Consider the following 22,190-nt stretch of genomic DNA (forward strand, 5'->3'; position numbering starts at 1 on the left):
GCGGGGATCGGCGCTGGACGTGGACGGGGGATGAGGTGGGGCTGCCCATCGGGGCAATGGGCGCGGAAGCCGTCAGGGCGCCCGCAGTCGCGAGGGCCGGAAATCCGCCACCAGGCTCACGGCCAGATAAAGCCCGAGCAGGGCGCTGCCGACGCCCCAGGGATTCCAGCCGCAGTGCTGCACGAACTCGCGGTCCACCGCGTAGAGCGCCAGGCCGAACAGCAGATAGGTGCCGATCCGCGCCAAGGGATAGGGCACCGGGTAATAGCGCCGCCCCAGCAGATAGGACACCAGGGCCATCCCGCCATACGAGGCCAGATGCGCCCAGGCCGAACCCCGGTAGCCCAGGGTCGGAATCCACCAGATATTGAGCCCGACCGTCAGCGCCGCCGCCCCCAGCGACACCCACGCCCCCATCAGGGTGCGGTCGGTCAGCTTGTACCAGACCGAGAGGTTGACGTAGACGCCCAGGAACAGGTTCGCCATGAGCAGGATGGGCACCACGTCCAAGCCCTCGCGGTATTCGGGACCGATGAACAGCTTGAAGGCGTCCAGGTACAACGTCACCAGCAGGAAGATGAACACGCAGAGGATCACGAAATATTTCAGCACCAGGGCATAGGCTTTCTTGGCGTCGGCCCGGCCCGCGTAGGCGAAGAAGAACGGCTCCCCGGCGTAGCGGAACGCCTGTACGAACAAGGTCATCAGGATCGACAACTTGTAGCACGCGCCATAGACGCCCAGGATGCGGAGGTTCTCGTCCGGGCCGTAGGGCAGCATGTATTTGAGGATGGCGCGGTCCAGCATCTCGTTGACGACGCCCGCGAAGCCGATGACCACCATGGGCAGCGAATAGGCCAGCAGGGGCCGGATCACCGGCAAGCCCGCCCGCCAGTCGCAGCCGCGCAGTTGCGGCAGCAACAACAGCATCTTGAACACGCTGGCGATGAGGTTGGCGAGGAAGATATAGCCCACGCCCAGGGCGGGATCGTAGGCCGCGGCCAGCGGCGAATCCGGCCAAAGCCCGGCCATCCAGGGCCAGCCCAGCAGGAACCACAGGTTCAGGCCGATGGCGGCGGCGATTTCGGTCAGCTTCACGCCCGCGAAGCGCCAGGCCCGCTCCTCCGCCCGCAGCCGGGCGAAGGGCAGGGCCGAGAGCGCGTCCAGGGCCAGGATCAGGGCGAACCACACCAGATATTCGGCGTGGTCGGGATAGCGCAAGGCTTCCGCCAAGGGCTGACGGAACGCCACCACAGCGGCCACGAACCCCAGGTTCGCCAGCCCCAGGACCCCCAGGGCCGCCGGATACGCCCCGGCGGCCTGGGCGCCTTCCCGGTTGCGGAAGCGGAAGTAGCCGGTTTCCAGCCCGAAGGTCAGCAGCACCGCGAAAAAGCCGGCGTAGGCATAGAACTCCGACACCACGCCATAGGCTTCCGCCTTGAAGGTGTAGGTGTAGAGCGGCACCAGCAGATAGTTGAGGAAGCGGCCCACGATGCTGCTCAGCCCGTAGACGGCGGTTTGGGTGGCGAGTTTCTTGAGCGGATTCAAGGTGGGAAGGGTGGGAAAAGGGGTTCCGTCGCGGGGCTTCAGACCAGTCCCAACACCAAGCCCAGGGTCAACAGCCCGAGCATGACCAGGAGCGCCTTGAGCGTGAAATCGGCGACCTGGCGGAACAAACGGTCGCGGACCTCGATGAAGCGGGCCAGGGGTTCGGCCTGGGCGGGCGGCACCTGGGCCGAGGCTTCCAATTCCAGCTCGATCTGGCGGTGGGCGCGGAGTTGCTCGTGGACCTGGCCGCAGCGGAAGGCGAAATCGGCGATCCGGGCGTCGTCCGGGTCGGGTTCGGCTTGGAGGGAGGCATGGGCCGCCACCAGTCCGGCCAGGGTTTGCGCGAGTTCGTCGGGGAGGGCAGGGCCGATGGCTTGCGCCTTGGCGGCGAAATCCGGCGGGTCGGCGCGGTATTCGGCGGCGATGAGGGCGTCGAGCCGGGCGAGGCTGGCGGCGAGGATCGAGTCTTTGTTCATGGGCTTTATCGCGGATTCCGGGGGCGGGAAAAGCGGCAGAGTATGCCAGATGGCGGAAGGCCAGTCCGCGGCGAACCACAGGTTCGTGCCGGAGGCCGGGCCACGCTTTTTCCGTGCCGCGACTTCGGCTACACTTAGTACTCCCAGCCGGTCGGACCGGCTCCCCTTTCGAAAAAGCTGGCGTAGCTCAGTCGGTAGAGCGGCTGATTTGTAATCAGCGGGTCGTGGGTTCGAATCCTATCGCCAGCTCCAAATAAAGCCTTGTAATTCAATGAGTTACAAGGCTTTTCTCTTTAGACTTTCCGCCTCAGCACGACGATTGCGTGACTTTTGCGTGAGTCAGTCATACAAGCCTTGTTGGCGGCTTCGATCAGGCTTCCAAGCTCGGCAGCCGAGTAGTGGGTCGTGATGCGACCCGACTTGTGGCCTAGAAGGTCTTGACGGTCCTCGAACGAGACGCCTGCCGCCCTCAATCTCCTGCCGAAGGTATGCTTCAAGTCGTGTATCCGTACTTGAGGGAGTTCCGCCCTGTCGCGTGCCTTTTGCCATGCGGAGTTGTTCATGTTGGCGACCGGCTTGCCCTTATACGTGAACACGAATTCGGGGTGGTCTCCGCGAACTTCCTCAATCACTGACTTGGCAACCACATTCAGGACGACCAAACGTTCGGTGCGATTCTTGACCGCGTGCGCAGGAATGATAAACACGCTGGTGTCCAGTTCGGGCACCGCTACCTCCCAATCCCAACGGAGATTGCAGACTTCCTGCTCACGGCAACCCGTGTTCACCTTGAACAAAGCCATTCTTGCCAAGTGAGTGGGCAATTCCTTGAACAGCTTGGTCTGCTCGTCCCAAGACATTGGGTACGGTGCCCTCGCATCTCGCTGTTGCAGCAACTTGATTTTCGGTGCCGATTTCAGCCAAGTCAGTCCGTACTCATCCAACCACTCGGTTGCAGCCATGTTCAACAAATGGCGAACGGTCTGCAACGCGTAGTTGATGGTGCGGTTCTTGACGCCTTGATTGCGTCGGTCATCGATGAAGGACTGCAACGTTCCCATGTGTACGGATTCCAGCGGCAGGTCGCCAATGTACGGGTCCAGCAGCCGAAGGTGGAGCGCGTCATCCCTGAGCCTTGCCTTCTGCGACTCGTTGAGATACTTCGTCGCCGCTTCCCTGAAGCTCCGCTTCGGCCTTACACCGTACACGGTGGCCTGCCGAATCTGCTCCATCCTACGGGCTAGGAAACGCTCCGCTTCTTCGAGGTCGCTCGTTCCAGTGCTTTCGCAAACTCTTTTTCCTGAGATTTGCTTGTCGATGTGCCAGCAGTCGCCTCTTTTAACGAGTCCTGGAATTTTCTTTCGCGCCATGGTTCATCACCTCTTTGATGTGGACCAGGACGCCCGTTGCGCTCTTTGTATGCATCGAACCATGCGTCCAGGTCCAGTCGGTCAAACCCTATGCCTTGTGTGCCAATAGGGAACTCAACGAGGCCAGGACGCACTTCCTTGTTGAACCGATTACGGTCCATGCCAAGGTAGCCAGGGGCATCCTTGAAACGGATGACGCGTGGCAACAGGTGCATGGAATATCTCGGTGCCGTCGCCGACGATGGCTTCACTTCCAACGTGCTTTCCAGCGACTTTTCCTGACCATCACGCGTTGTGCGTGACGGTCGTGCGTTTACAATTTTCGATTTCGCTGCTTTTTCAGCGTTTTTTGCAGTGCTTTTCATGGTGAATGCTCAACGGTTGAAGAAGCACCGTCGTTTACAGTTTTAGTTTCCCTGCATTTTTCACCTCGATTTCGGCGTTGCTGTCGTTGGAAAAAGTCGCGTTTTTCTGCTGAAAACGCCAACATTGCGCGATTGCGCGACTTTTGGAGGAAGCACCAACTGACCAAAAAGTGGTAGGAAATCGGCCTAATCACCGACAGGCTGCACTACGACGCATTGGCCGATTCAGCAAACGTTTCGAGCTTGGCATTCAGATGGTCGTAGAGGCCATTGGTCAATTGCTCAAAGTTTTTCACCTGTCCCTTGCTGGCCTTTTCCAGCCAAGCCAGCACACGGTTTCGGTCGAGCCTCAGCGTTTGGATGCGCTGCTCCAACTGAACGAGTTGGTCCTTGGTCGGCGTGGGTGCGTGCTTCACGTCATCGACGCTGGGCAAAGTCTCCGGCGGAGATGCGCGAGCTTCCATGCTTTCTTCAAGGTCTTGCAGAAACACTTCACTGAGTCCAGCCATGCGCAAGGTCGCATCGATCAACGCCGATTTGCTCGCCATCTTCAGCGACTTGTTCAAGTCGCCGTAATCCTGCTGCAAATTGCGGGCACCAATCCCTTCGGCGACGGTGCGTCCCTGGCTGTCCTTCAGTTCGCAACGCAATATCACGGCTTTTAAGCCAACACCAGTCAGCGCAGCTTGTTCGTAGTCCCTCAAACTGGGGAACTGGACGGTGACGCCCAACATGCCGCAAATCTTTTCGGCACCCGACTTGAACAGAACGGGCTGGCTCCAATGCGCTGGAATTTCGCAGAGCATGGTGAAGCCACTCCGCGCTTGAAGGCACTTGTCCTTGCCGACGATGTGGATGCGTCCGTAATCGACGTTTTCCACCAACGAACTTTTGATCCAGTGCATGATGGCAGCCCGGTTCTGCTTACGACGCTCCAAAGCCGCCGCAAAGACTTCCGTAGGCAAATCGAGCGGTGACGCGCTGATGACGGGTAAACTCATGGCCGTCTCAGCCGCCGTGATGACTTCCAATTCCATCGGTGGCTTGGGTTCGTCCAATGCCGCTGGCTCCCTGTGCTTGGCCCTGGCGTTCATGTCAGTACTCCTCAGGGAGCAAAGCCGTGGTGACGCTACGATCCGCTTCCGTAATCACCCAGATTTTGATGCTGACGCCTGCCTCTGGCTGGAAGTGATAGGCCGAAAGAATACGGCTGCCTTCCTTCAAGGCCATTTCGTTGGCCTTGAGGTCGTGGCTATCCAAGTCGCCCCAATCGCCGTGCTGGTGACGGGCAAGGTAAGCGAGCACGGGCAAGCCGTATTGCTCGACCAAGGCACTCACGCCCTGCGTCATGCAGCATTGGCCCAAAGGGAAGCGTGGCAGCGTCTTTGCCGTTTTTTCGTTCATGGCATTTCTCCGAAAAACTGGTCAGAGCGACCGGCTGTGGACGACCACAGCCGTGTCGTAAGCAGGCACCGAATCGCTAGATCGACTTGGCCGTGGTCAGCCGGTTGAGGTCGTCGAGAATGTCGTTGATGGTCGCCAGCGTCCTTCTCAGCGTTTTTTTCGTGTGCTTTTTGGGATTGATCTGCCGCACCGTTTCCTTCAATTCGGAGACCAGTTCACTCAGTTCTTCAGGCAGGCCAGTGTCCCTTTTCTTGCCCTTGGTGTCGGTGGTGGGCGTAGGCACCTGGGCATTGGTAGCCGATTCGTCGGTAGCCGTCTGCTCCTTCTCCTTGTTGTCGGTGGTGCTGGTGTCCGTCGGCACCGCTTGGCCGACGACAAAGGTTTCATTTGCGTTGTTGTCTTGTGCCTTGGTAATGCTCTTGACGTTCATAGTCGTTCTCCATTTGAAGATTCAATTAATATGGAAATGACGGTGGCAAGTGCTGCCACCGTCGGAGGCTCAGTGGCTAGTCGTCGTCGGTGAGGATTTCGTCGATGTCGTCCGACTCGTCCTCGTCGGGTAGCTCGACGTACTCAGCGACACATTGGGCAAGGCTACGCACCGTGCGCCCAGCTTCCTGGCTTTGTTCCAGCGCACCGGCTTGCTTCAGCAAGTCCAGGTAGGTGAGGCTGGTGTCGAGCAGGCAGCGTTCGAGAACGTGCCGTGTGGTGTCGTCGGTGGTCATGGCGTTCATTGCCGTACCTCATGTTCAAAAGGCAAAAGGAAACCCTGCCTAGCGCAGACACGCGCAGGCATACGCCACCGTCCAACAGGACGTTGGGAATCAGCTTGATGAGCGAAGGAAGGCAGGCAGGGGAAGGAAGCGAAGCTATCGATAGCCTAGCGAGGTGAAGTGTTAGACCATAGTTTCGCTATGATATAGCGTAACACATTTAGGCGATCTTGTCAACAAAACGGACACTGCGGTCCCTAGCGTGAAGGGCTAGCAGAAACGGAACAACGAGGGTCAATCGATGGATTAGTGCCATCTGCTTTGGTGGGTGAAGCTATGCGACTTGAACGAACGAACCATGCTTCCATGTTCAAGCGTATCCTCCTGTGTATCTTAGCGTCCTTGTCAGTTGCGTAGATTGTGATGGAACCAGGTGCCCAGAGGTAGCCCCGGTTGTTTGAACAGGATTTGAGCCGAGATAAGTGGATGCCCTGTTGGGTAATGAATTTTTATTTAGGCGATTAACGGTTGCTGGACATTAAGAAAAGACCAAGCTTTATATTGATAATATTTCTGCGCACAGAGCTGTTGAATCATCGGTAATCCCCTTTTCAATTATAAGATTCTTGATAGAGGCAAGGAACGTATCAGAATTTGAATGTTGTTGTGATAAGGTAAGTATCTCTCGTTTAGTAACCCGCTTATAAACACCATCTGATAAAAGCAGAATCCTATCCTTGTTGCGGATTTCAAAGCGGGTCTGATAAAGGTCGAAGTTGCATTTGCCATTCATTGATGATAGCAATATATTTCGACGAGGATAACGAGCGGCCCTTTCTTTAGTCAAAACCCCTTCTTGTAGGAGCTTTGCAACCTCTGTTTGATCGCGCGTTAATGTTTTTAAACCATTATCTCTAAGGTGATATATTCTGGTGTCTCCGACATGACCAACTCGCGCCTCTGCTCCGTTAATCCAGCATACAGATAAAGTTGTACTCCATTGGTCTGGTACATCCTTAGCGACGCCCTTTATCGCTAGACCCACCTCAGAAAATAATTCAGAGATGCTTACGGGATTGCCCAATTTGGAACAAATAGTAATAGCTAGCTTAGCGGCTTCTTTTCCGAACCGTGCTGAACCTACTCCATCCGCAATAGCAAGAAGATATCCATCGGGAGGAATTGAGATATAACCAAATGCGTCGAAATTTGATTCTTCATTGCTATTGCGTGGCAAACTGAACCAAGATAAATCTAATTTAAGCACTAGAATTATCCCAAAGCCTATGTAATATCGGGCTTAGCTCTGATCGATTAACCTGAATTGACCATTCCAAATGCTCAATATCCTTTGATACCTGCAATCCACGCACTTGAACTTCCATAACCATCCTATCTGCGGTAGGCGCATCAAGTGAGGGGCCAGCTAAACGAAAGAAGCGTCCCTCAACAAACCATCGGTTATGGGAAACAGCTAAACCGAGCAGTGCAAGAAGTGCACTGGCCCGTATTCCAACATCCCCTAGCTCGAATAGCCATGTTAGTTTGTCGGCAATAACATCACAGTAATTGAATCCAAAGCCACCTCGGCGACTATTAACATAATCTATATAATACCTTGAAAATGCAGCTAGCAAGTCCGGGGCGTTCGATTTCAAGGCAATCAAATGATCTTTAGTAAACGCCCTGACCAATAAATCAAAGCTTTGCGCATTTGGGTCCAGTTCCTCAAGCAGTAAAAATACGCTATCCCACTGGTGATCTGTTAACTCCTCTCCTGTTTTCAGTAACCCAAAAATTTGCTCTTCCTTTTTAGAGCCAAAATGTGGAGTTTCATGCTGGAGAGCGTCGTAAAGTGCTGCTCGAAGTTCAGCAACACTTGCATATCTTCGTGCTGGTAAAGTTTTAGTACATTTAGTTGCAACCGAACCAACTGCCCCAGCAAAATTCACCTCAGTGTAGGGAACTCTAGGGACAGTAGGCCCTACGAAAATATCAAATAAAATAACCCCAAATGAGAAAATATCTGAACGAGCAGTTGCTCTCTTGAAATTTGAAATCAACTCCGGAGCAGCATATCTATCCGTACCACCTTGCGTACCTGTAGCTGTCAGCGTGGTCGCATCACTAGCCGTAACCTTAATTAACCCAAAATCTGAAATTGCATATCGTGGAGACCCATCGGTTTCTTGAAGGCGAAGAATATTTTGCGGCTTCAAATCTCTGTGATAAATGCCTTGTGAATGAATCCATTCCAACCCAGCTAATGTATCAAAAAGAGCCTTATGAGGATTTCCTCCGAGGGTGTGATCTATCATTAATTCTTGAGCTAGAGAGCCATCGGCTAGCTCCATTACAAAACGTGGGAGATTGCTCGATAAATCGATTTCATAAACCTGAACTACATTTGGGTGACATAATTTTTCTTGATAAGTTGCTTAATTATGAAATCGACGCTTGAGGTCAACCTCTGATACGAACCCGGCAGCAATTGCATGATGAATTTGAGGACTGGGATCAAATGATTTTATAGCGACATTTCCCCATGTATCAGTATGATAATAGACATTATTAAAAACCACTAACTTAGTTGGTATCATAAAAATAAATATTTTTAATTACGTGATATGTTTTCATACGAAACTGCAAAACAAGATGAAAGGACGTTTCTCAGCTTGACGAGTTTGACGGTCCAAGAGTTTTCTGAGCTATGCGTCTTATTCGGAAGGCATTGGAACGAGTTCACCAAGCAAAGCGAGAGGAATCCCGGCAAGGGAGGACGACCCCATGCGCTGAAAACCATGGAGGATCGCCTGCTTTTCATCCTTTTCTACCTGAAAACCTACCCGCTCCAGGAAGTCATTGCCTATTCCTTTGGTATTAGCCAGGGGGCCGCCAATATTCTGATCCATCAGTTCAGCCATATACTCAAACTTGCCTTGCAGGAAGGCGGTTTTGTCCCGCCAAGGTTAACCGATGAAATGTTGGAAAGACTCAACCAGGAACATCCTCAAGACTACGGCATAGACGGCACCGAAAGGCGTATTGTCCGGCCCTCCAACGCGGATGCGGAAAGGGGAGTTTTTTATAGCGGTAAAAAAAAGCCCACACCCTGAAGAACAACCTGGTTGCCGGTCTGGAAGATATGCAAATCAAGGGGTTGAGCGGAACCCACGAAGGGAAGAAGCATGATAAGAAAATCTGCGACGAGGAGGGTATCCTCTTGCCGGAAGGCAGCGATCTTTACCGGGACACCGGGTTTCAAGGCCACGAAATGGAAGGGGTGAATATCCATCAACCCAAGAAGAAACCGCGCGGCGGGGAACTCACGGATGAAGAAAAGGAAAACAACCGCCTGATTTCCAGTATCAGAGTCGTTGTTGAGCATGTGATCGCCGGGGTGAAACGTTGCCGGATTGTGAAGGACGTGTTCCGTAATACCTTGTCAGGATACGACGACGATGTGATGGAACTGGCCTGTGCGCTACATAACTTCAGGAGTTATCAGCGCCGCGTTTCCTACTGAGCGCCAGGAAACGGAATAATAGTCATATCGGCCTTTAGTCCGGTCATTCTTCGGCCATAGATAACCAGAATCTATGGGTTCACATCCTGATTCACAGATAGGCCATCTGATGATGGTTGAGACGTTTGCCATGCCGGATTTCAGCATGAGTTTGTGAATCTACGTAACAATTGGGTTTTTAATAATGTCTGATGTCTTGACCCTGGTCGCCGCCGGGCAATTGCTGGCCGGGTTGGTGGGCGTTCTCCTGCCGGACCGGGTGCGCCTATGAGGTTCGCCGAGTTCGCCCAGGCCGACGCGGACGAACGGGCCGAGGTCGCCAGCGAGAGCGACCGCCCGGCCTATCACGCCGCCGAATCCACCCTGATCGCCCTGGCGAGCCGCTATGAGCCCGCCCACGATCCCCAGGATCGTGATGCCGAGGGCAACATCATCTGCGCCGAATGCGGCGACCTCATCAGTCCGGCCCGGCTCGCGGCCCTGCCTCACACCATCCGCTGCTATGCCTGCCAACGGGAAGAGGAGCGGGTCGAGGCGCGGTTACAGCGCGAATACGGGGGGTGGTGATGGATATCGATTATCAAGCGGCAGGGTTTTGGTTGTCCGCCGCCGCCTTCGTCCTGTCCTGCATCGCCTCGGTCAGCGCGGCGGTCATCTGGTTCGGCAACCGCAACCGAGTGACCCAAGTTGCGATAGATCGGGTCGAGACCAAGGCTGACAAGCTACACGCCAAACAGGAAGGGCGACTGATCCGGCTTGAGGAAGCATCGCGGCATGTGCTGGGTCGGAAAGATTTGGAGGAGGCGCTAAAACCTCTATACGACATCGTGCGTGACACCCAGCAACGAGAGGCGGGGCTATCCGTCGAGTTGGCCGCGCTCCGGGACGGTATTCGTGAGGACTTGAAGGTGGTCCGCTCGGACCTGCGGGCGATGACGGACAAGATTCTTGATCGAGGATTGAATAAATGAGCCTTAAATCCGATTTGAACGAAGCGTTAATCGCCCTTCGGCGGCTGAAAATCCTGGAAGCACTGAAAGATGCGGCGGGCTACATCCGGGACGAAGTGGTGATCCAGAACCAGCTCGCCCTGGTGGGCTATCCGGTATCGGTCGCCGACCTCCGCGACGACCTCCGCCACCTCCGGGACCGCGATTGCATCCGGCTGGACACCCCGTCCGGCGTCTGGCTGGCGACCCTGACCCGTACCGGCGGCGACGTGGCCGACGGGCGCGGCTCGGTCGATGGCGTGGCGAGGCCGGGGCCGGGGGTTTGAGATGTGGCGTGATTTCTTCGATACCGGAACATATTGGCCCGCCGCGATTATCGTTTTGCTGGTCGGTGCGGTGCTTGGCGGGATTATTGTGGCGGTGCTGATCTGATGCCCCGGCCCACCCTGAAAACGCCCGGCCCGCTGCCGCTCGGCGCGAAATCCCAGACCCATCTGGAAGAGCTTGGCCGCGAGGCGGGGCGCATTCTGGCCATGCCCGATTTTTATGACCGCCAGCAAGCCGTGCGGGGGCGTCCTCGTGATGAGGCCGCCTTGTTGCGTGCCCTGGTCGCCCGTAAGCAGAAGGAGGGCCATTGATGCCACCCCGCTCGATCATCGAAACCCTGTCGCCCGAAGTCCGCGATGCACTAAACGCCAAGCTGGTGGGATCGGCATTCGGCGACCTGGACGGCATGGTGACTTGGCTGGCCGGCCAGGGTATTACGGTTTCCCGCTCCACCATCGGCGCATATAGCCAGAAGCTGAAAACCACGATGGAGCGGGCCATATCCCGCGCCCGCGAGCGCGTTGAGGTCGCCCGCGCCCTGGGGCCGATGTCCGACGGCGACAAGGCGGCGCTGCTTGAATCGACCGAAATGGTCTTGCTCGACCAGCTCATGGAGATCATGGAGTCGTGGGAGGACGTGAAGCCCGAGAATCGGCCTAAGGCGCTGGCCGGGTTGATCCGGGCCGCGAGCGACCTGGGCGGCTCGGCGCGGGGCACCGCGAAGTGGCGGAAGGAGTTCGAAGAGGGAATCCGGGCGGAAGAGCGGGCCAAGGCGGCGGAAACGGCGGTGGCCATCGCCAAAAAGGGCGGTATGTCGAAGGACACCGCCGAGGCCATCCGTCGGGAAATCCTGGGGATCGCGGCATGAGCGCGGCCCCGGCCAGCCTCCTGCCGTACCAACTGCGCTGGATCGACGATCCCAGCCCGTTCAAGGTCGCCGAGAAAAGCCGCCGCACCGGCCTAACCTGGGCCGAAGCCTCCGACGATGTGATTATCGCCGCCCTCGCCAAATCCGAAGGCGGCATGAACGTGTACTACATCGGCACCGACAAGGAAATGACCGAGGAGTACATCGACGCCTGCGCGATGTGGGCCAAGGCGTTCAACCACTACGCGACCGCGAGGGAGGATGGCTTCTGGGACGAGGCCGAAGAGGAGGAAGACAAGCACATCAAGACCTTCCGCATCCGCTTCCCCGAATCCGGCCACAGCATCCTGGCGCTGGCGTCCCGGCCCCGCAAGCTGCGCGGTCGGCAAGGCGTCCTGGTGGGCGACGAGGCGGCGTTCCAGGACGATTTGCCGGGCCTCCTGAAGGCGGCGATGGCGTTCCTGATCTGGGGCGGCAAGGTCCGCCTCATCAGCACCCATTTCGGCGAGGCCAACGATTTCAATCAAACCCTCCTAGACATCCGGGCGGGTACCCGCAAGGGTAGCATTCACACCATCGAATTCCGCAAAGCGGTGGCCGAAGGACTGTATAAGCGGATTTGCCTGCGGATGGGCAAGGCATGGACGCAGGAAGCCGAGGACGCCTGGGTGGAGGACACCTATGCGTTCTATGGCACCGACGCCCCGGAGGAACTGGACTGCATCCCCAGTCAGGGCGGCGGGCTGTATCTGCCCCGGCCCTTGATAATGCAGTGCATGGCCGAGGGCATCCCCATCCTGGCCTGGGCGCAGCCCGATGATTTCGTGCTCGACCCGGAACGCCTGGACATCACGCGCCAATGGATCGCCGATACCCTCAAACCCATTCTGGACAACCTGCCGGGGCGGCGTAGCGTCTACGGCCAGGACTTCGCGAGGGATGGCGACCTCTCCGTGATCTGGGTTTTGCAGGAGGATGGGGCGCGTTGGCGGATGGCCTTCGCGGTCGAGCTGCGCAACATGCCGTTCGATGTTCAGGCGGAAATCCGCGATGCCATCCTGGACCGCCTGCCCCTGCTCCATTTCGCCAACTTCGACGCCAGGGGCAACGGCCAAAGCCACGCCGAAGGCGCTTTGCAGAAATACGGCGAGTCCCGTGTGGGCTGCGTCAAGGCCACCGTCGAGTGGTATTCGATCTATTTCCCGAAATACAAGAAAGCCTACGAATCCCAGGAAATCGAGGTGGCCAAGTCGGAGGACATCGTCGCCGACCACCGGCATGTGATCCTCAAGAAGGGCGTGCCGGGGATGGACGACAAGCGGAGCCTGGGCGCGGACAAGCTGCCGCGCCATGGTGATAGCGCTGTGGCCGGGGTGTTGGCCTGGGCGGCGACTTTGGCGGAAGGTGGCCCGGTGGATTTCGCCACCGGCGGCCACACCCGCCAGAGCCTGGGCGGCTACGCCCTGACCGGGGCCGGGAATCGCGACGAGGGGCCGGAGGATTATCGCGACTATGGCGGGTGGGACCTATGAGCGCCTGGGATCGATTCAAGCACGCCTGCGGCCAGTTCGCCGAACCGGCCCAGCCCGCCCCCGCCCCCGAAGCCGAACAAGGCCCGGCCCTGGTCGGTGTCGAGATCGCCTCGACCGGCGAGGGCCGGGACATCACCCGCGGCTATGTCGATGGCCTGTTCCTGCTACAACCCGAGGACGCCCTCCTGGTCGGCAAGCTCGGCGGCGACCTGGACGGCTACCGGGCCATCTTCTCGGACCCGGAAGTGAAAATCGCCTGGGACCAGCGGGCGCTGGGCTTGATCGCCCGCGAATGGTACGTCGAGCCGGGGGCCGACGACCGCAAATCGAAGCAGGCGGCGGACCAGGCGCGGGAAATCCTCACCCACATCGGCTGGGACGAGGCCACCCGCAAGATGCAGCTCGGGGTGTTCTGGGGCCATGCCTTCGCCGAATGCCTATGGGCGACCGACGGCGCGACCATCACGCTCGACAGCCTCAAGGTGAAGAAGCCCAAGCGCTTCGGGTTCCGGCCCGACGGCACCCCCGTCCTCCTGACAATGCGCCAACCCATGGGCGAACCCCTGCCGCCCCGGAAGTTCTGGCGCTTCGCCTCCGGTGCCTTGGACGACGACGAGCCGTATGGGCTGGGCCTCGCGCACTGGCTGTACTGGCCGGTGTGGTTCCGGCGCAACGGCGACAAGTTCTGGGCGGTGTACCTGGAGAAATTCGGGATGCCGACGGCGGTCGGCAAGCATCCGCCGGGCGCGGAAAAAGCGGAAAGGGACAAGCTGCTCCAGGCCGTCCGCGCCGTACACCGGGATTCGGCCATCACGATCAGCAACAACATGTTGATCGAGCTGCTCGAAGCCGTGCGGGCCTCCGGGGCCGACTACGACAAGTTCGTCCAGCGCTGGATAACGACGATCTACCGCTTGATCGTCGGCCAGGATTTTTCGATCACCGGCGCGGGCGGGCAGTACAAGGGCGACAACCTGATGGACGTGCAACGCTCGCTCATCAAGGCCGACGCCGACCTGATCAACGTGTCGTTCGCCCGCCAGGTCGGACGCTGGCTGGCGGACTGGAACTTCCCCGGCGCGACCCCGCCCCGCATCTGGCGGCGGGTGGAGGACGCGCCCGACCTGGCCTCGCTGTCCGACACCCATTCCAAACTGTTCACCGTGGGGTACCGGCCCACCCTGGACCAGGTGTCGGAAACCTATGGTGGCGAGTGGGAGCCGGTGCCCGTCGGCACCGCGCCGACCGGCGGCGACCCCAATCCGCCGCCCCCCGCGCCGGACGCGCCGCCGGTGGAAATGGCGGAAGACACCGCCCGGCCTCCGGCCCGCGCCGGTACCGGCTGCCCAACCTGCGCCGCGTTCGCGGAGGCCGGACCGCCCGACGCCCTGGACGATCTCCGGGATTTGGCCCTGGACGGTTGGAAGGCACAGATGGAACCCTTGGTGAATCCACTGTTCGCGGAATTGGACGCGGCCATCGCGCGGGGCGAAACCGTGGCGCAGTTCCGGGCCAAGCTGCCCGGCTTGATGGAGAAGATGCCGGTGGATCAAGTGGTGGCGGCGCTGACCGAGGCCGGCTTCGTGGCGCGGCTGGCGGGGGAAGTGGGGATCGATGTCAATTCGTAATGCCGCGCCATGCCCGTCAAGCTAGACCTCCTCCCCGCCGAAGAGGCCATCAAGGCCCTCGAAGCCAAGGGCTACAAGCTCTCCTTCGACCACCGCGACGTGCTGGCCGAGGAACACACCAAGAACGTCACGGTCGCCAAGATGCTGCGGGTGGACCTGCTGCAAACCGTCCAGGACGCCCTGGTGCAGACCGAAAAACAAGGCTGGGATTTGAGGCGCTTTTCCCAGGAGCTCCGGCCCACGCTAGAAAAAGCCGGGTGGTGGGGCAGGCAGGAGATGACCGATCCCCTGACCGGCGAAGTCAAAACCGTGCAACTGGGCAGTCCCGCCCGGCTTCAGATCATCTACGACACCAACCTCCGAACCAGCTACAGCGCCGGGCGCTGGATGCGCGGCGAAAGGTCGGCCCAGGCACTCCCCATCCTTCTATATCGGACCATGCGCGACACCCGCGTCCGCCCGCTCCATGCCGCGTGGGACGGGACCGCGCTGCCCCGGTCGGATGCGTGGTGGGACACCCACTATCCGCCGAACGGCTGGCGCTGCCGCTGCATCGCCTATCCCATCTCCGAGGCCGATGTCCAAACGCTCAAGGATTCCGGGCGGGTCGAAATCAAGACCACAGCCCCGCCGACCCGGACGGTCGAATGGACCAACCCCCGCACCGGCGAAGTCCGGCAAGTGCCCCTGGGGATCGATCCCGGTTTCGACTACAACCCCGGCAAGGCCGCCCAGGCGCATTTGGATGGGCTGTTGAGGGAGAAGGAAGCCGCGCTGGCCAAGTCCATCGCGGCCCCGGTCCAACCCGCGCCGCGCCGCGCCACCCTGGATAGCCTATCGGTGGTGCAGCAGGAACGCCTGTCGGTGGATTTCCTGGATACCATGCGCCAGGCCGTGGCTGGATTGCCAAAGCCGGTGAGGACGCCCCTGGCCGCCGAAGGCTATGAGATCGTCGTGGCCCCGGAATTGACGCGGGCGCTGCCCGGCCTGGCCGGAATCCGGCCTCGGGGCTATCCCGAAGGGTATGCTTGGGAAAATTCCAGTGGCGTTACGATGGGGAAGACCATCGCCGTAGCCGAACACTATACCGAGTTCGGCTCCGGGCGGCGCGTGGCCGAGCCGGTTCCGGCGGGAGTCCTGCGGCACGAGGTCGGCCACGCCTTCGATATGGCGAGAGGGCTATCCAGGCATCCAGATGTGGTTGCCGCCTATGCCAAGGATGCGTCCGCCCTGCGGGCCGCCCTGCCATCCATCGCCGATCCCGATGCCGTCGACGATCTGGAGTACGCCTTGCAACCGGGCGACGCCGGTATAGAGGAAGCGGTAGCCGAAGTCCTGGCCGATCTATCCGGCGGCGGCTCGTTCCAATATATTTATCCAGCAAAAGCGTTCCCGGCCCTAGCCGGTCTGCTTAAACCCTTACTGGAGGAAAACTGATATGGCGCGTTTCTTTCTGGGGCTAAAGGAGGGTGGGGATATCCGTGTGCGGTCGCTGATCCAGGAGGAAGACTCCAATATCCATGCCCCGTTCAAGACCCTCATCCCCAAGGGCGCGACCTTCCTGGGGCTTTCCTACGAGCGCCTGACCGAGTTGGCCACCGCGCCCGGCTGGATCGATACCCGCGACGATGGGACCGCGATTGGGCCATGACCACCTTCCGCATCGACATCGACGACCGCCAGTTCATCGAATACTTCAACCAACTGGGACGGAAGCTCGGCGACCTGCGCCCGGCCATGGATGCGCTGGGCGCATTGTTGGAATCCCGCGTCCACCTCCGCTTCGACAGCAAGACCGATCCGACCGGCGCGGCCTGGACGCCCTGGGCACCGTCCACCGCCAAGCAACGCGCCAAGTCGGGGCGCGGCACCCTGCTCGAACATACCCGGCGGATGCTGGATTCGCTCACCCATGTCGCCGACGAGGATTGGCTGGAAGTCGGCTTCGGCGTGCCCTACGCCGCCGCCCACGAGTTCGGGGCGCATGTCCAGGTCGCGGCCCGGTCCCAGCAGGCCTATTTCAGGCAAGGGAAGGATGGCACCGTCGGCAACCATTTCGTGAAGAAGTCGAAAAGCAATTTCGCGCAGTGGGTCACCATCCCCGCCCACGGGTTCGATCTCCCCGCCCGGCGGATGCTGACCGCCGACGGCGAGAACCTGGGCCGGGGCGACCGCGAGGCCATCCTGGCCCGCCTCCGGGCCTGGATCGAAGAAGGGCTTTGAGAAGCCCGTAGCGGCCCGCAAGGCCCAACCCGCCACCCTGGGCCCGGAAAAATCGTTATCGCGATTTTTAAATGGGGTTTAAACGGGTCTACGGGCCATGTCCGTTTGACGGTCCCGGCCCTCCTGGTCAAGATGTAAAAAGCCTCCCCGATAAGTCCGCGACACCTGTCGCGGGATTCCTCGCCCCCGGCCCCCTACCATGGGGCCATGAACGCCAATTACCCCCCCATCGAGATCGCCAGCCCCGGCAAGCGCCGGGCGTTGAACGGTGCTGAATTCGAGTTCACCCCGGCCATCCTGGCCGAGCTGGCCGAATACGATCCCAAGGTCCACGAAGCGCCCATCGTGCTGGGGCATCCCCAACTCGACGATCCGGCCTACGGTTGGCTGGGGACGGCGGCGGTCGACGCCGCCACCGGCAAACTGGTCGGCACGCCCTCGACCCTGACGCCCGAGTTCGCCGAGGCCGTGCGGGAGAAGCGCTACCGGAAGGTGTCGGTGTCGATCTACCTGCCGGATTCGCCCGGCAACCCCCGTCCCGGCAAGCACACCATCAAACACGTCGGATTCTTCGGTGCCCACGCGGTCGCCGACAAGGGGCTGCGCCCGTACCAGTTCGCCGCCGACGAACCCGGCACGCTGGAATTCTCCGACTGGCAAACCTTCGGCGTCCTGCGCGGCGTCCTGGGCGTGTTGGGGCGGGTGCGGGATTGGGTGCTGGACGAGCGGGGGCAGGAAACCGCCGACAAGCTCGTTTCCCGCGACGATCTCGACTATCTGAACCGTTCGGTCGCCGAAGCCGAAATGCGTGAGCAGATGGAGGATATGGCCGATAACCCCCGCCCCCCCATGAACTATGCCGACCCGGAGGATTCAACCGTGACCGGAACCACCAGTAAACCCGCCGAGTTCGCCGAGCGCGAACAAAACCTCAAACAGAAAGAAGATGCCCTCAAGGCGCGGGAAGCCGCGCTGAAGGCCCAGGAGCAAGCCGCCGAGCAGCGGCGTTGCGCCGACTTCGCCGAGCAGCTCGTCCAGGAGGGCAAATTGCTGCCCCGCGACCAGGCCGGATTCGCCGGCTTCCTCGCCAGCCTCCCGGCGGATGCCCCCCTCGAATTCGGCGAGGGCGAGGACGCCACCAAGACCACGGGCCGCGCCTGGTTCGAGTCCTGGTCGAAAGGACTGCCCAAGCGGGTGGATTTCGGGGAATGGGACAAGGGGGGCGGCGATGGCGGCGGGGCCGCGCCCAGCGACCAGGAGGTCGCCCGCCGCGCCCGCGCCTACAAGGCCGACCAAGAGGCCAAGGGCAATTATCCGAGCTTCGCCGAAGCGGTCGACGCCGTCCATAACAACCTGGATCGCCAGCCATGAAGACCCCCCTCCTGACCAAGAACCACACCGCCGACGCCGCCATCGGTGCCCACCGGATCGTCAAGGCGGGCAGCGCCGACCGCTACGTGGCCACCGCCACCGCCGCGACCGACGCCCTCATGGGCGTTTCGGAATACGGCTGCACCGCCGCCGGCGACGGCGTGGACATCATCCAAAGCGGCATCGCCGAGGTCTACTACGGCGGCACCGTGACCCGTGGCGCGCCCCTGACCGCCGACGGCGACGGCGCGGCGGTCGCGGCGGGCGAGGGCGACCGCGTCATCGGCTATGCGGTGATCGCGGGCGTCGCCGGCGATATCGGCGAAGTGCTGGTGATCCCCGGCAACGGCGTGTCGAGCTTCCGGGCGGAAATCACCCTGACCGCCGCCCAGGTCAAGGCGTTGAACGCCGCGCCCATCGCCCTGGTGGCCGCGCCCGGCGCGGGCAAGGCCATCGTGCCGACCCTGGCCGTGTTCTTCAGAAGCTGTCTGGCAAAAATTCAGACGCATTTTGCAAGGGTGGTCCTCAGCATGGCGATGCGGATGACGTTCTCGGCGGTGCCGGTGAGGGTTTCGAAATCCTTGCTCAAGCGGCGGAACGAGCCGAACCAGGCGAACGTCCGCTCGACGATCCAGCGCTTCGGCAGGACGGCGAAGCCGTCCACGATCCGTTCGGAGATGTGCAGCACCAAGCCCAGCTTCTCGCTCACGAACCGGACCGCCGTGCCGCGATAGCCCGCGTCGCCGGAGAACGCCTCGATGTTGGGATGCTTCTCCGCCGCCCGGCGCATGACCTCGCAGCCGCGCACGGTGTCGCTCAGGTTGGCGGCGTGGACCTCGACATGCAGCAGGTGGCCCAGGACGTCCACGACGATGTGCCGCTTGTGCCCCTTCACGAGCTTGCCGCCGTCGATCCCCCGCTCCTCGCTGGCGTACTGGGTCTTGACGCTTTGCGAGTCGATGATGGCATAGCTCGGGGAGCGGGCCCGATGCTTTTTTTTCGACGCCGCGCGTTGATCTCGTCCAGGGCCGCTTCCCAGACCCCGGCCTTGTTCCAGCGGCTGAAATGGTCGTACACGGTCTGCCAGGGCGGGAAGTCCTTCGGCAGCATCCGCCATTTGATGCCGCCCTCCACCACGTACAGGATGGCATCGACGATCCGCTTGCGCGGATGCTTGCTCGCGCTGCCGCGCCGGTCCTTCGGTTTGAAGTGGTGTTCGATCAACGCCCATTCAGCGTCGCTCAGGTCGCTTGGATAGCTCATGTCGGGGAACTCGGAGTCAAGGGGGGGTTGACTTTACATGATTTATTTTTGCCAGACAGCCTCTCATGGATTACGGGACCACGGCCTACGACGGCATCGCCAGCGGCGAGGACCTGACCATCAAATACACCAACGGCAGCGGGGCCACCCTGATGACCATCGAGGCCACCGGCTTCCTCGACGCCAGCGCCGACGCCACCCGCTTCGCCCTCCCGACCACCGCCGCCGCCTTCACCCCGGCCGCCAACGCCGCCCTGGTCCTGCACATGGCGACCGGCGAGATCGCCACCGGCGACAGCCCGCTCAAGGTCCGGGTGGATTACAAGATCATCGACACCGCCTGGTAACACCATCCAACCACAGGAGCGCCCATGGCCACCAACAATCCCGCCCAAACCCAAGCCCGGCTGACCCAGATCGCCATGGCGGTCAAGCCGCAGGGCATGATCGCCGACATGGTGCTGCCCCGCGTCGGCGTGCCCGCCGAGCTGTTCAAGTACACCAAGTTCGCGACCGCCGAGGCGTTCACCATCCCCGACACCCGGATCGGTCGCGCCTCCACCGCCAACGAGGTCGAGTTCACCGCCGAGCTGGCCGACGGCTCGACCAAGGACTGGGGCCTGGACGACTTCGTGCCGAAAAAGGACATGGACAAGTTCGCGTCCGGGGAAATCACCTACGACCCCATGGCGGTGGCGTCGGAAAACACCGCGCTGCTGGTGGCCCTGGCCCGCGAGAAGCGCATCGCCGACCTGATCTTCGGCTTGGCCACCTACGCCGCCTCCCTCAGGACCACGCTCAGCGGCTCGGACCAATGGAGCCACACCAGCTCCGACCCGGTGGCCGCCATCGACAACGCGGCGGAGTCCATGCTGCTCAAGCCCAATGTTCTGGTCCTGGGGCGGCGGACCTGGAAGCACCTGCGCAAGAACCAGAAGCTGGTCGCCGCCGTGCTGGCGCGGGATGGCGTCGGTGCGGCCCCCGGCGTCAGAATAGTTGTCGCCTCTAATTTTCCGAATGAAAGAGGAAAGAAGAGGACAATTGCCCATGATTACGACGTATTCCGCAGAGTTCAAAGAGCAAGCGCTTCGGAAGGTGTTTGCGCGTGGCCGCCGGTCGATAAAAGAGGTGGCCGAGGAACTGAACATGAACCACTTGACCTTGAAGGGCTGGATGAAAAAGAAATTACCCGAGGCGGTACGCGGCGCGGTGAAGCGGGAGAGGCGTCCCGGGGACTGGCGCCCGGAGGAACGGTTGGCGGCGTTGCAGGAGAGCCATGGCTTGGAAGGGGAAGCCCTGAACGCCTGGTGCCGGGAGCGCGGCCTGTTCGCCCACCAGCTGGACGGTTGGAAGCGGGACTTTTGCCGGGATCCAGGGGGCACGGGAGAGGCATCGACGAACGCCCGGGAACTGCGGGTCCTCAAGGAGCGCAACCAGAGCCTCGAACGGGAATTGGCGCGTAAGGACAAGGCGCTGGCGGAGGCGGCGGCGTTGCTGGTCCTTCAAAAAAAGTACCGGGCGCTCTTGGGGGGAGGGGAAGAATGACCCCGCCGCAAGAGCGCGAAACCGTGACCGCCCTGATCGACGAGGCCACCGCCGCCGGCGCGCGCCTGGAGCGGGCCTGCGGGGTGCTGGGGTTGTCCGCCCGCACCGTCCAGCGCTGGCGATCCGGGGACGGCGTCCAGGCCGACCGGCGGCCCGCGCGGGTGTACGTTCCACCCCACAAGCTGAGCGAGGCCGAGCGGGCCAAGGTGCTGGCGGTGGCCAACTCCCCCGAGTTCGGCCATTTGCCGCCGTGCCAGATCGTGCCCCGGCTGGCGGACCGGGGGGAATACCTGGCCTCGGAATCGACCTTCCACCGCATCCTCAAGGCCGAAAACCAGTTGGCGCACCGCCGGGCCGAACGGCCGGGACAGCCGCGCGGCAAGCCCAGGGCCCTGTGCGCCACGGCTCCCAATCAAGTCTACTGCTGGGACATCACCTATTTGCCCGCCGCGATCCGGGGCCAGTTCTTCTACCTCTATCTGTTCCTCGACCTGTTCAGCCGCAAGGTCGTGGGCTGGCAGGTCTACGGCGAGGAAAGCAGCGCCCTGGCCGGCGAACTCCTGCGCGACGTATGTCGGCGCGAGGGCGTGGCCCCGGGCCAGGTCGTCCTACATTCGGACAACGGCGGGCCCATGAAAGGCTCGACCATGCTCGCGACCTTGCAATCCCTCGGCGTCGCGGCGTCCTTCAGCCGGCCCGCCGTCAGCAACGACAACCCCTATGCCGAGGCGGTGTTCAAGACCCTGAAATACCGGCCCGACCATCCGGTCCGGCCGTTCGACGACCTGGCGGCGGCGCGCCGTTGGGCCGAAGGCCTGGTCCGGTGGTACAACCACGAGCACCGCCACGGCGCGATCCGCTTCGTCACCCCCGCCGAGCGGCATGCCGGCCAGGACGCCGACCTCCTGAAGCGGCGCCGAGCCGTCTATGAGGCCGCCCGCGCACGGCATCCGCAACGATGGACCGGTGGCCTCCGCAATTGGCGGCCGATCCCGGCCGTACACCTGAACCCGGAACGATCAGCCGCGCCAGCCAAGACCCAATCCGAGGTTCACGCCACGCCTCCAAAAGCGGCCTGAAC

Annotated in this window: 25 protein-coding genes, 1 tRNA gene and 2 pseudogenes; 16 read left to right on the forward strand and 12 right to left on the reverse strand. The window is 60.9% G+C overall.

Annotated elements, in window-relative coordinates:
- Positions 1–72 precede the first annotated feature (72 nt).
- Complete coding sequence (locus K5658_RS03765) at positions 73–1,548, reverse strand: lipopolysaccharide biosynthesis protein (RefSeq protein WP_221065652.1); 1,476 nt, start codon at positions 1,546–1,548, stop codon at positions 73–75.
- 38 nt (positions 1,549–1,586) lie between these two features.
- Entirely contained in the window at positions 1,587–2,024 is a 438-nt protein-coding gene (locus K5658_RS03770) for a hypothetical protein (RefSeq protein ID WP_221065653.1), read from the reverse strand.
- 176 nt (positions 2,025–2,200) lie between these two features.
- On the opposite strand from K5658_RS03770, the gene K5658_RS03775 reads away from it, so the two are divergent.
- Positions 2,201–2,276: transfer RNA gene (locus K5658_RS03775), tRNA-Thr, on the forward strand.
- A 41-nt stretch (positions 2,277–2,317) separates the two neighbouring features.
- Here K5658_RS03775 and K5658_RS03780 read toward each other — a convergent pair.
- The 8 genes and pseudogenes from K5658_RS03780 to K5658_RS03810 all read right to left on the reverse strand — a co-directional run.
- Positions 2,318–3,256, reverse strand: a complete 939-nt coding sequence (locus K5658_RS03780) for a tyrosine-type recombinase/integrase (RefSeq protein WP_246628559.1) — start codon at positions 3,254–3,256, stop codon at positions 2,318–2,320.
- 8 nt (positions 3,257–3,264) lie between these two features.
- Positions 3,265–3,759, reverse strand: coding sequence for a hypothetical protein (locus K5658_RS23410; RefSeq protein ID WP_246628560.1), 495 nt, complete (start codon positions 3,757–3,759; stop codon positions 3,265–3,267).
- Between the two features lie 206 nt (positions 3,760–3,965).
- Positions 3,966–4,853: a hypothetical protein gene (locus tag K5658_RS03785; protein WP_221065655.1), complete on the reverse strand. Its 888-nt coding sequence runs from the start codon at positions 4,851–4,853 to the stop codon at positions 3,966–3,968.
- Between the two features lies 1 nt (position 4,854).
- Positions 4,855–5,163 carry a hypothetical protein gene (locus tag K5658_RS03790; RefSeq protein ID WP_221065656.1) on the reverse strand — a complete coding sequence of 103 codons (309 nt, stop codon included), beginning with the start codon at positions 5,161–5,163 and terminating at the stop codon, positions 4,855–4,857.
- 76 nt (positions 5,164–5,239) lie between these two features.
- Positions 5,240–5,593: a hypothetical protein gene (locus tag K5658_RS03795; protein ID WP_221065657.1), complete on the reverse strand. Its 354-nt coding sequence runs from the start codon at positions 5,591–5,593 to the stop codon at positions 5,240–5,242.
- Positions 5,594–5,669: 76 nt separating this feature from the next.
- Positions 5,670–5,888, reverse strand: coding sequence for a hypothetical protein (locus K5658_RS03800; protein WP_221065658.1), 219 nt, complete (start codon positions 5,886–5,888; stop codon positions 5,670–5,672).
- 544 nt (positions 5,889–6,432) lie between these two features.
- Entirely contained in the window at positions 6,433–7,143 is a 711-nt protein-coding gene (locus K5658_RS03805) for a PP2C family protein-serine/threonine phosphatase (RefSeq protein ID WP_221065659.1), read from the reverse strand.
- Positions 7,136–8,293: pseudogene (locus tag K5658_RS03810) on the reverse strand (serine/threonine-protein kinase); the annotation flags it as partial. The gene K5658_RS03805 and the pseudogene K5658_RS03810, both read right to left, overlap by 8 nt.
- A gap of 210 nt (positions 8,294–8,503) precedes the next feature.
- Here K5658_RS03810 and K5658_RS03815 point away from each other — a divergent pair.
- From K5658_RS03815 to K5658_RS03875, 13 genes are all read left to right on the forward strand, one after another.
- Positions 8,504–8,992 (forward strand): helix-turn-helix domain-containing protein, encoded by a 489-nt coding sequence (locus tag K5658_RS03815; RefSeq protein WP_221065660.1) that lies wholly within the window; start codon positions 8,504–8,506, stop codon positions 8,990–8,992.
- A gap of 29 nt (positions 8,993–9,021) precedes the next feature.
- Positions 9,022–9,402, forward strand: coding sequence for a transposase family protein (locus K5658_RS03820; RefSeq protein ID WP_221063574.1), 381 nt, complete (start codon positions 9,022–9,024; stop codon positions 9,400–9,402).
- A gap of 267 nt (positions 9,403–9,669) precedes the next feature.
- The gene (locus tag K5658_RS03825) at positions 9,670–9,969 is read left to right on the forward strand and encodes a TraR/DksA C4-type zinc finger protein (RefSeq protein WP_221065661.1); all 300 of its coding nucleotides are present in this window, start codon (positions 9,670–9,672) and stop codon (positions 9,967–9,969) included.
- Complete coding sequence (locus K5658_RS03830) at positions 9,969–10,373, forward strand: hypothetical protein (RefSeq protein WP_221065662.1); 405 nt, start codon at positions 9,969–9,971, stop codon at positions 10,371–10,373. Before K5658_RS03825 ends, K5658_RS03830 begins: the two co-directional genes overlap by 1 nt.
- Positions 10,370–10,678 (forward strand): VpaChn25_0724 family phage protein, encoded by a 309-nt coding sequence (locus K5658_RS03835; RefSeq protein WP_221065663.1) that lies wholly within the window; start codon positions 10,370–10,372, stop codon positions 10,676–10,678. The genes K5658_RS03830 and K5658_RS03835 overlap by 4 nt, the downstream gene beginning before the upstream one ends.
- A 105-nt stretch (positions 10,679–10,783) precedes the next feature.
- Positions 10,784–10,990 (forward strand): hypothetical protein, encoded by a 207-nt coding sequence (locus K5658_RS03840; protein WP_221065664.1) that lies wholly within the window; start codon positions 10,784–10,786, stop codon positions 10,988–10,990.
- A complete protein-coding gene (locus tag K5658_RS03845) occupies positions 10,990–11,547 on the forward strand; it encodes a phage protein Gp27 family protein (protein ID WP_221065665.1) in 558 nt (185 codons plus the stop codon). The genes K5658_RS03840 and K5658_RS03845 overlap by 1 nt, the downstream gene beginning before the upstream one ends.
- Entirely contained in the window at positions 11,544–13,079 is a 1,536-nt protein-coding gene (locus tag K5658_RS03850) for a hypothetical protein (protein ID WP_221065666.1), read from the forward strand. Before K5658_RS03845 ends, K5658_RS03850 begins: the two co-directional genes overlap by 4 nt.
- A complete protein-coding gene (locus tag K5658_RS03855; RefSeq protein ID WP_221065667.1) occupies positions 13,076–14,707 on the forward strand; it encodes a DUF935 domain-containing protein in 1,632 nt (543 codons plus the stop codon). Before K5658_RS03850 ends, K5658_RS03855 begins: the two co-directional genes overlap by 4 nt.
- 9 nt (positions 14,708–14,716) lie before the next feature.
- Positions 14,717–16,144: a phage head morphogenesis protein gene (locus tag K5658_RS03860; RefSeq protein WP_221065668.1), complete on the forward strand. Its 1,428-nt coding sequence runs from the start codon at positions 14,717–14,719 to the stop codon at positions 16,142–16,144.
- 1 nt (position 16,145) lies between these two features.
- Complete coding sequence (locus K5658_RS03865) at positions 16,146–16,358, forward strand: hypothetical protein (protein WP_221065669.1); 213 nt, start codon at positions 16,146–16,148, stop codon at positions 16,356–16,358.
- Positions 16,355–16,930 carry a phage virion morphogenesis protein gene (locus K5658_RS03870; protein WP_221065670.1) on the forward strand — a complete coding sequence of 192 codons (576 nt, stop codon included), beginning with the start codon at positions 16,355–16,357 and terminating at the stop codon, positions 16,928–16,930. Before K5658_RS03865 ends, K5658_RS03870 begins: the two co-directional genes overlap by 4 nt.
- A gap of 207 nt (positions 16,931–17,137) precedes the next feature.
- Positions 17,138–18,301: a hypothetical protein gene (locus K5658_RS03875; protein WP_221065671.1), complete on the forward strand. Its 1,164-nt coding sequence runs from the start codon at positions 17,138–17,140 to the stop codon at positions 18,299–18,301.
- A 499-nt stretch (positions 18,302–18,800) separates the two neighbouring features.
- Here K5658_RS03875 and K5658_RS23415 read toward each other — a convergent pair whose 3' ends face one another.
- Positions 18,801–19,265: a transposase gene (locus tag K5658_RS23415; protein ID WP_246628621.1), complete on the reverse strand. Its 465-nt coding sequence runs from the start codon at positions 19,263–19,265 to the stop codon at positions 18,801–18,803.
- Positions 19,193–19,564: a transposase gene (locus K5658_RS23420; RefSeq protein WP_246628561.1), complete on the reverse strand. Its 372-nt coding sequence runs from the start codon at positions 19,562–19,564 to the stop codon at positions 19,193–19,195. Before K5658_RS23420 ends, K5658_RS23415 begins: the two co-directional genes overlap by 73 nt.
- 65 nt (positions 19,565–19,629) lie before the next feature.
- Between K5658_RS23420 and K5658_RS03885 the strand changes: the two genes are divergently transcribed.
- Together K5658_RS03885 and K5658_RS03890 are read left to right on the forward strand one after the other, a co-directional pair.
- Positions 19,630–19,911, forward strand: coding sequence for a hypothetical protein (locus K5658_RS03885; protein WP_221065672.1), 282 nt, complete (start codon positions 19,630–19,632; stop codon positions 19,909–19,911).
- A gap of 700 nt (positions 19,912–20,611) precedes the next feature.
- Positions 20,612–22,188, forward strand: a pseudogene (locus K5658_RS03890) (IS3 family transposase).
- Positions 22,189–22,190 lie beyond the last annotated feature (2 nt).

Source organism: Methylomagnum ishizawai, assembly GCF_019670005.1.
GTDB lineage: Bacteria > Pseudomonadota > Gammaproteobacteria > Methylococcales > Methylococcaceae > Methylomagnum > Methylomagnum ishizawai.

Excerpts from the sequence above, each read along its gene's own strand:
- K5658_RS03770 (WP_221065653.1), bottom strand. The coding sequence starts at position 2,024 with ATGAACAAAGACTCGATCCTCGCCGCCAGCCTCGCCCGGCTCGACGCC.
- K5658_RS03780 (WP_246628559.1), bottom strand. The coding sequence starts at position 3,256 with ATGGAGCAGATTCGGCAGGCCACCGTGTACGGTGTAAGGCCGAAGCGG.
- K5658_RS23410 (WP_246628560.1), bottom strand. The coding sequence starts at position 3,759 with ATGAAAAGCACTGCAAAAAACGCTGAAAAAGCAGCGAAATCGAAAATT.
- K5658_RS03785 (WP_221065655.1), bottom strand. The coding sequence starts at position 4,853 with ATGAACGCCAGGGCCAAGCACAGGGAGCCAGCGGCATTGGACGAACCC.
- K5658_RS03790 (WP_221065656.1), bottom strand. The coding sequence starts at position 5,163 with ATGAACGAAAAAACGGCAAAGACGCTGCCACGCTTCCCTTTGGGCCAA.
- K5658_RS03795 (WP_221065657.1), bottom strand. The coding sequence starts at position 5,593 with ATGAACGTCAAGAGCATTACCAAGGCACAAGACAACAACGCAAATGAA.
- K5658_RS03800 (WP_221065658.1), bottom strand. The coding sequence starts at position 5,888 with ATGACCACCGACGACACCACACGGCACGTTCTCGAACGCTGCCTGCTC.
- K5658_RS03815 (WP_221065660.1), top strand. The coding sequence starts at position 8,504 with ATGTTTTCATACGAAACTGCAAAACAAGATGAAAGGACGTTTCTCAGC.
- K5658_RS03820 (WP_221063574.1), top strand. The coding sequence starts at position 9,022 with ATGCAAATCAAGGGGTTGAGCGGAACCCACGAAGGGAAGAAGCATGAT.
- K5658_RS03825 (WP_221065661.1), top strand. The coding sequence starts at position 9,670 with ATGAGGTTCGCCGAGTTCGCCCAGGCCGACGCGGACGAACGGGCCGAG.
- K5658_RS03830 (WP_221065662.1), top strand. The coding sequence starts at position 9,969 with ATGGATATCGATTATCAAGCGGCAGGGTTTTGGTTGTCCGCCGCCGCC.
- K5658_RS03835 (WP_221065663.1), top strand. The coding sequence starts at position 10,370 with ATGAGCCTTAAATCCGATTTGAACGAAGCGTTAATCGCCCTTCGGCGG.
- K5658_RS03840 (WP_221065664.1), top strand. The coding sequence starts at position 10,784 with ATGCCCCGGCCCACCCTGAAAACGCCCGGCCCGCTGCCGCTCGGCGCG.
- K5658_RS03845 (WP_221065665.1), top strand. The coding sequence starts at position 10,990 with ATGCCACCCCGCTCGATCATCGAAACCCTGTCGCCCGAAGTCCGCGAT.
- K5658_RS03850 (WP_221065666.1), top strand. The coding sequence starts at position 11,544 with ATGAGCGCGGCCCCGGCCAGCCTCCTGCCGTACCAACTGCGCTGGATC.
- K5658_RS03855 (WP_221065667.1), top strand. The coding sequence starts at position 13,076 with ATGAGCGCCTGGGATCGATTCAAGCACGCCTGCGGCCAGTTCGCCGAA.
- K5658_RS03860 (WP_221065668.1), top strand. The coding sequence starts at position 14,717 with ATGCCCGTCAAGCTAGACCTCCTCCCCGCCGAAGAGGCCATCAAGGCC.
- K5658_RS03865 (WP_221065669.1), top strand. The coding sequence starts at position 16,146 with ATGGCGCGTTTCTTTCTGGGGCTAAAGGAGGGTGGGGATATCCGTGTG.
- K5658_RS03870 (WP_221065670.1), top strand. The coding sequence starts at position 16,355 with ATGACCACCTTCCGCATCGACATCGACGACCGCCAGTTCATCGAATAC.
- K5658_RS03875 (WP_221065671.1), top strand. The coding sequence starts at position 17,138 with ATGAACGCCAATTACCCCCCCATCGAGATCGCCAGCCCCGGCAAGCGC.
- K5658_RS23420 (WP_246628561.1), bottom strand. The coding sequence starts at position 19,564 with ATGAGCTATCCAAGCGACCTGAGCGACGCTGAATGGGCGTTGATCGAA.
- K5658_RS03885 (WP_221065672.1), top strand. The coding sequence starts at position 19,630 with ATGGATTACGGGACCACGGCCTACGACGGCATCGCCAGCGGCGAGGAC.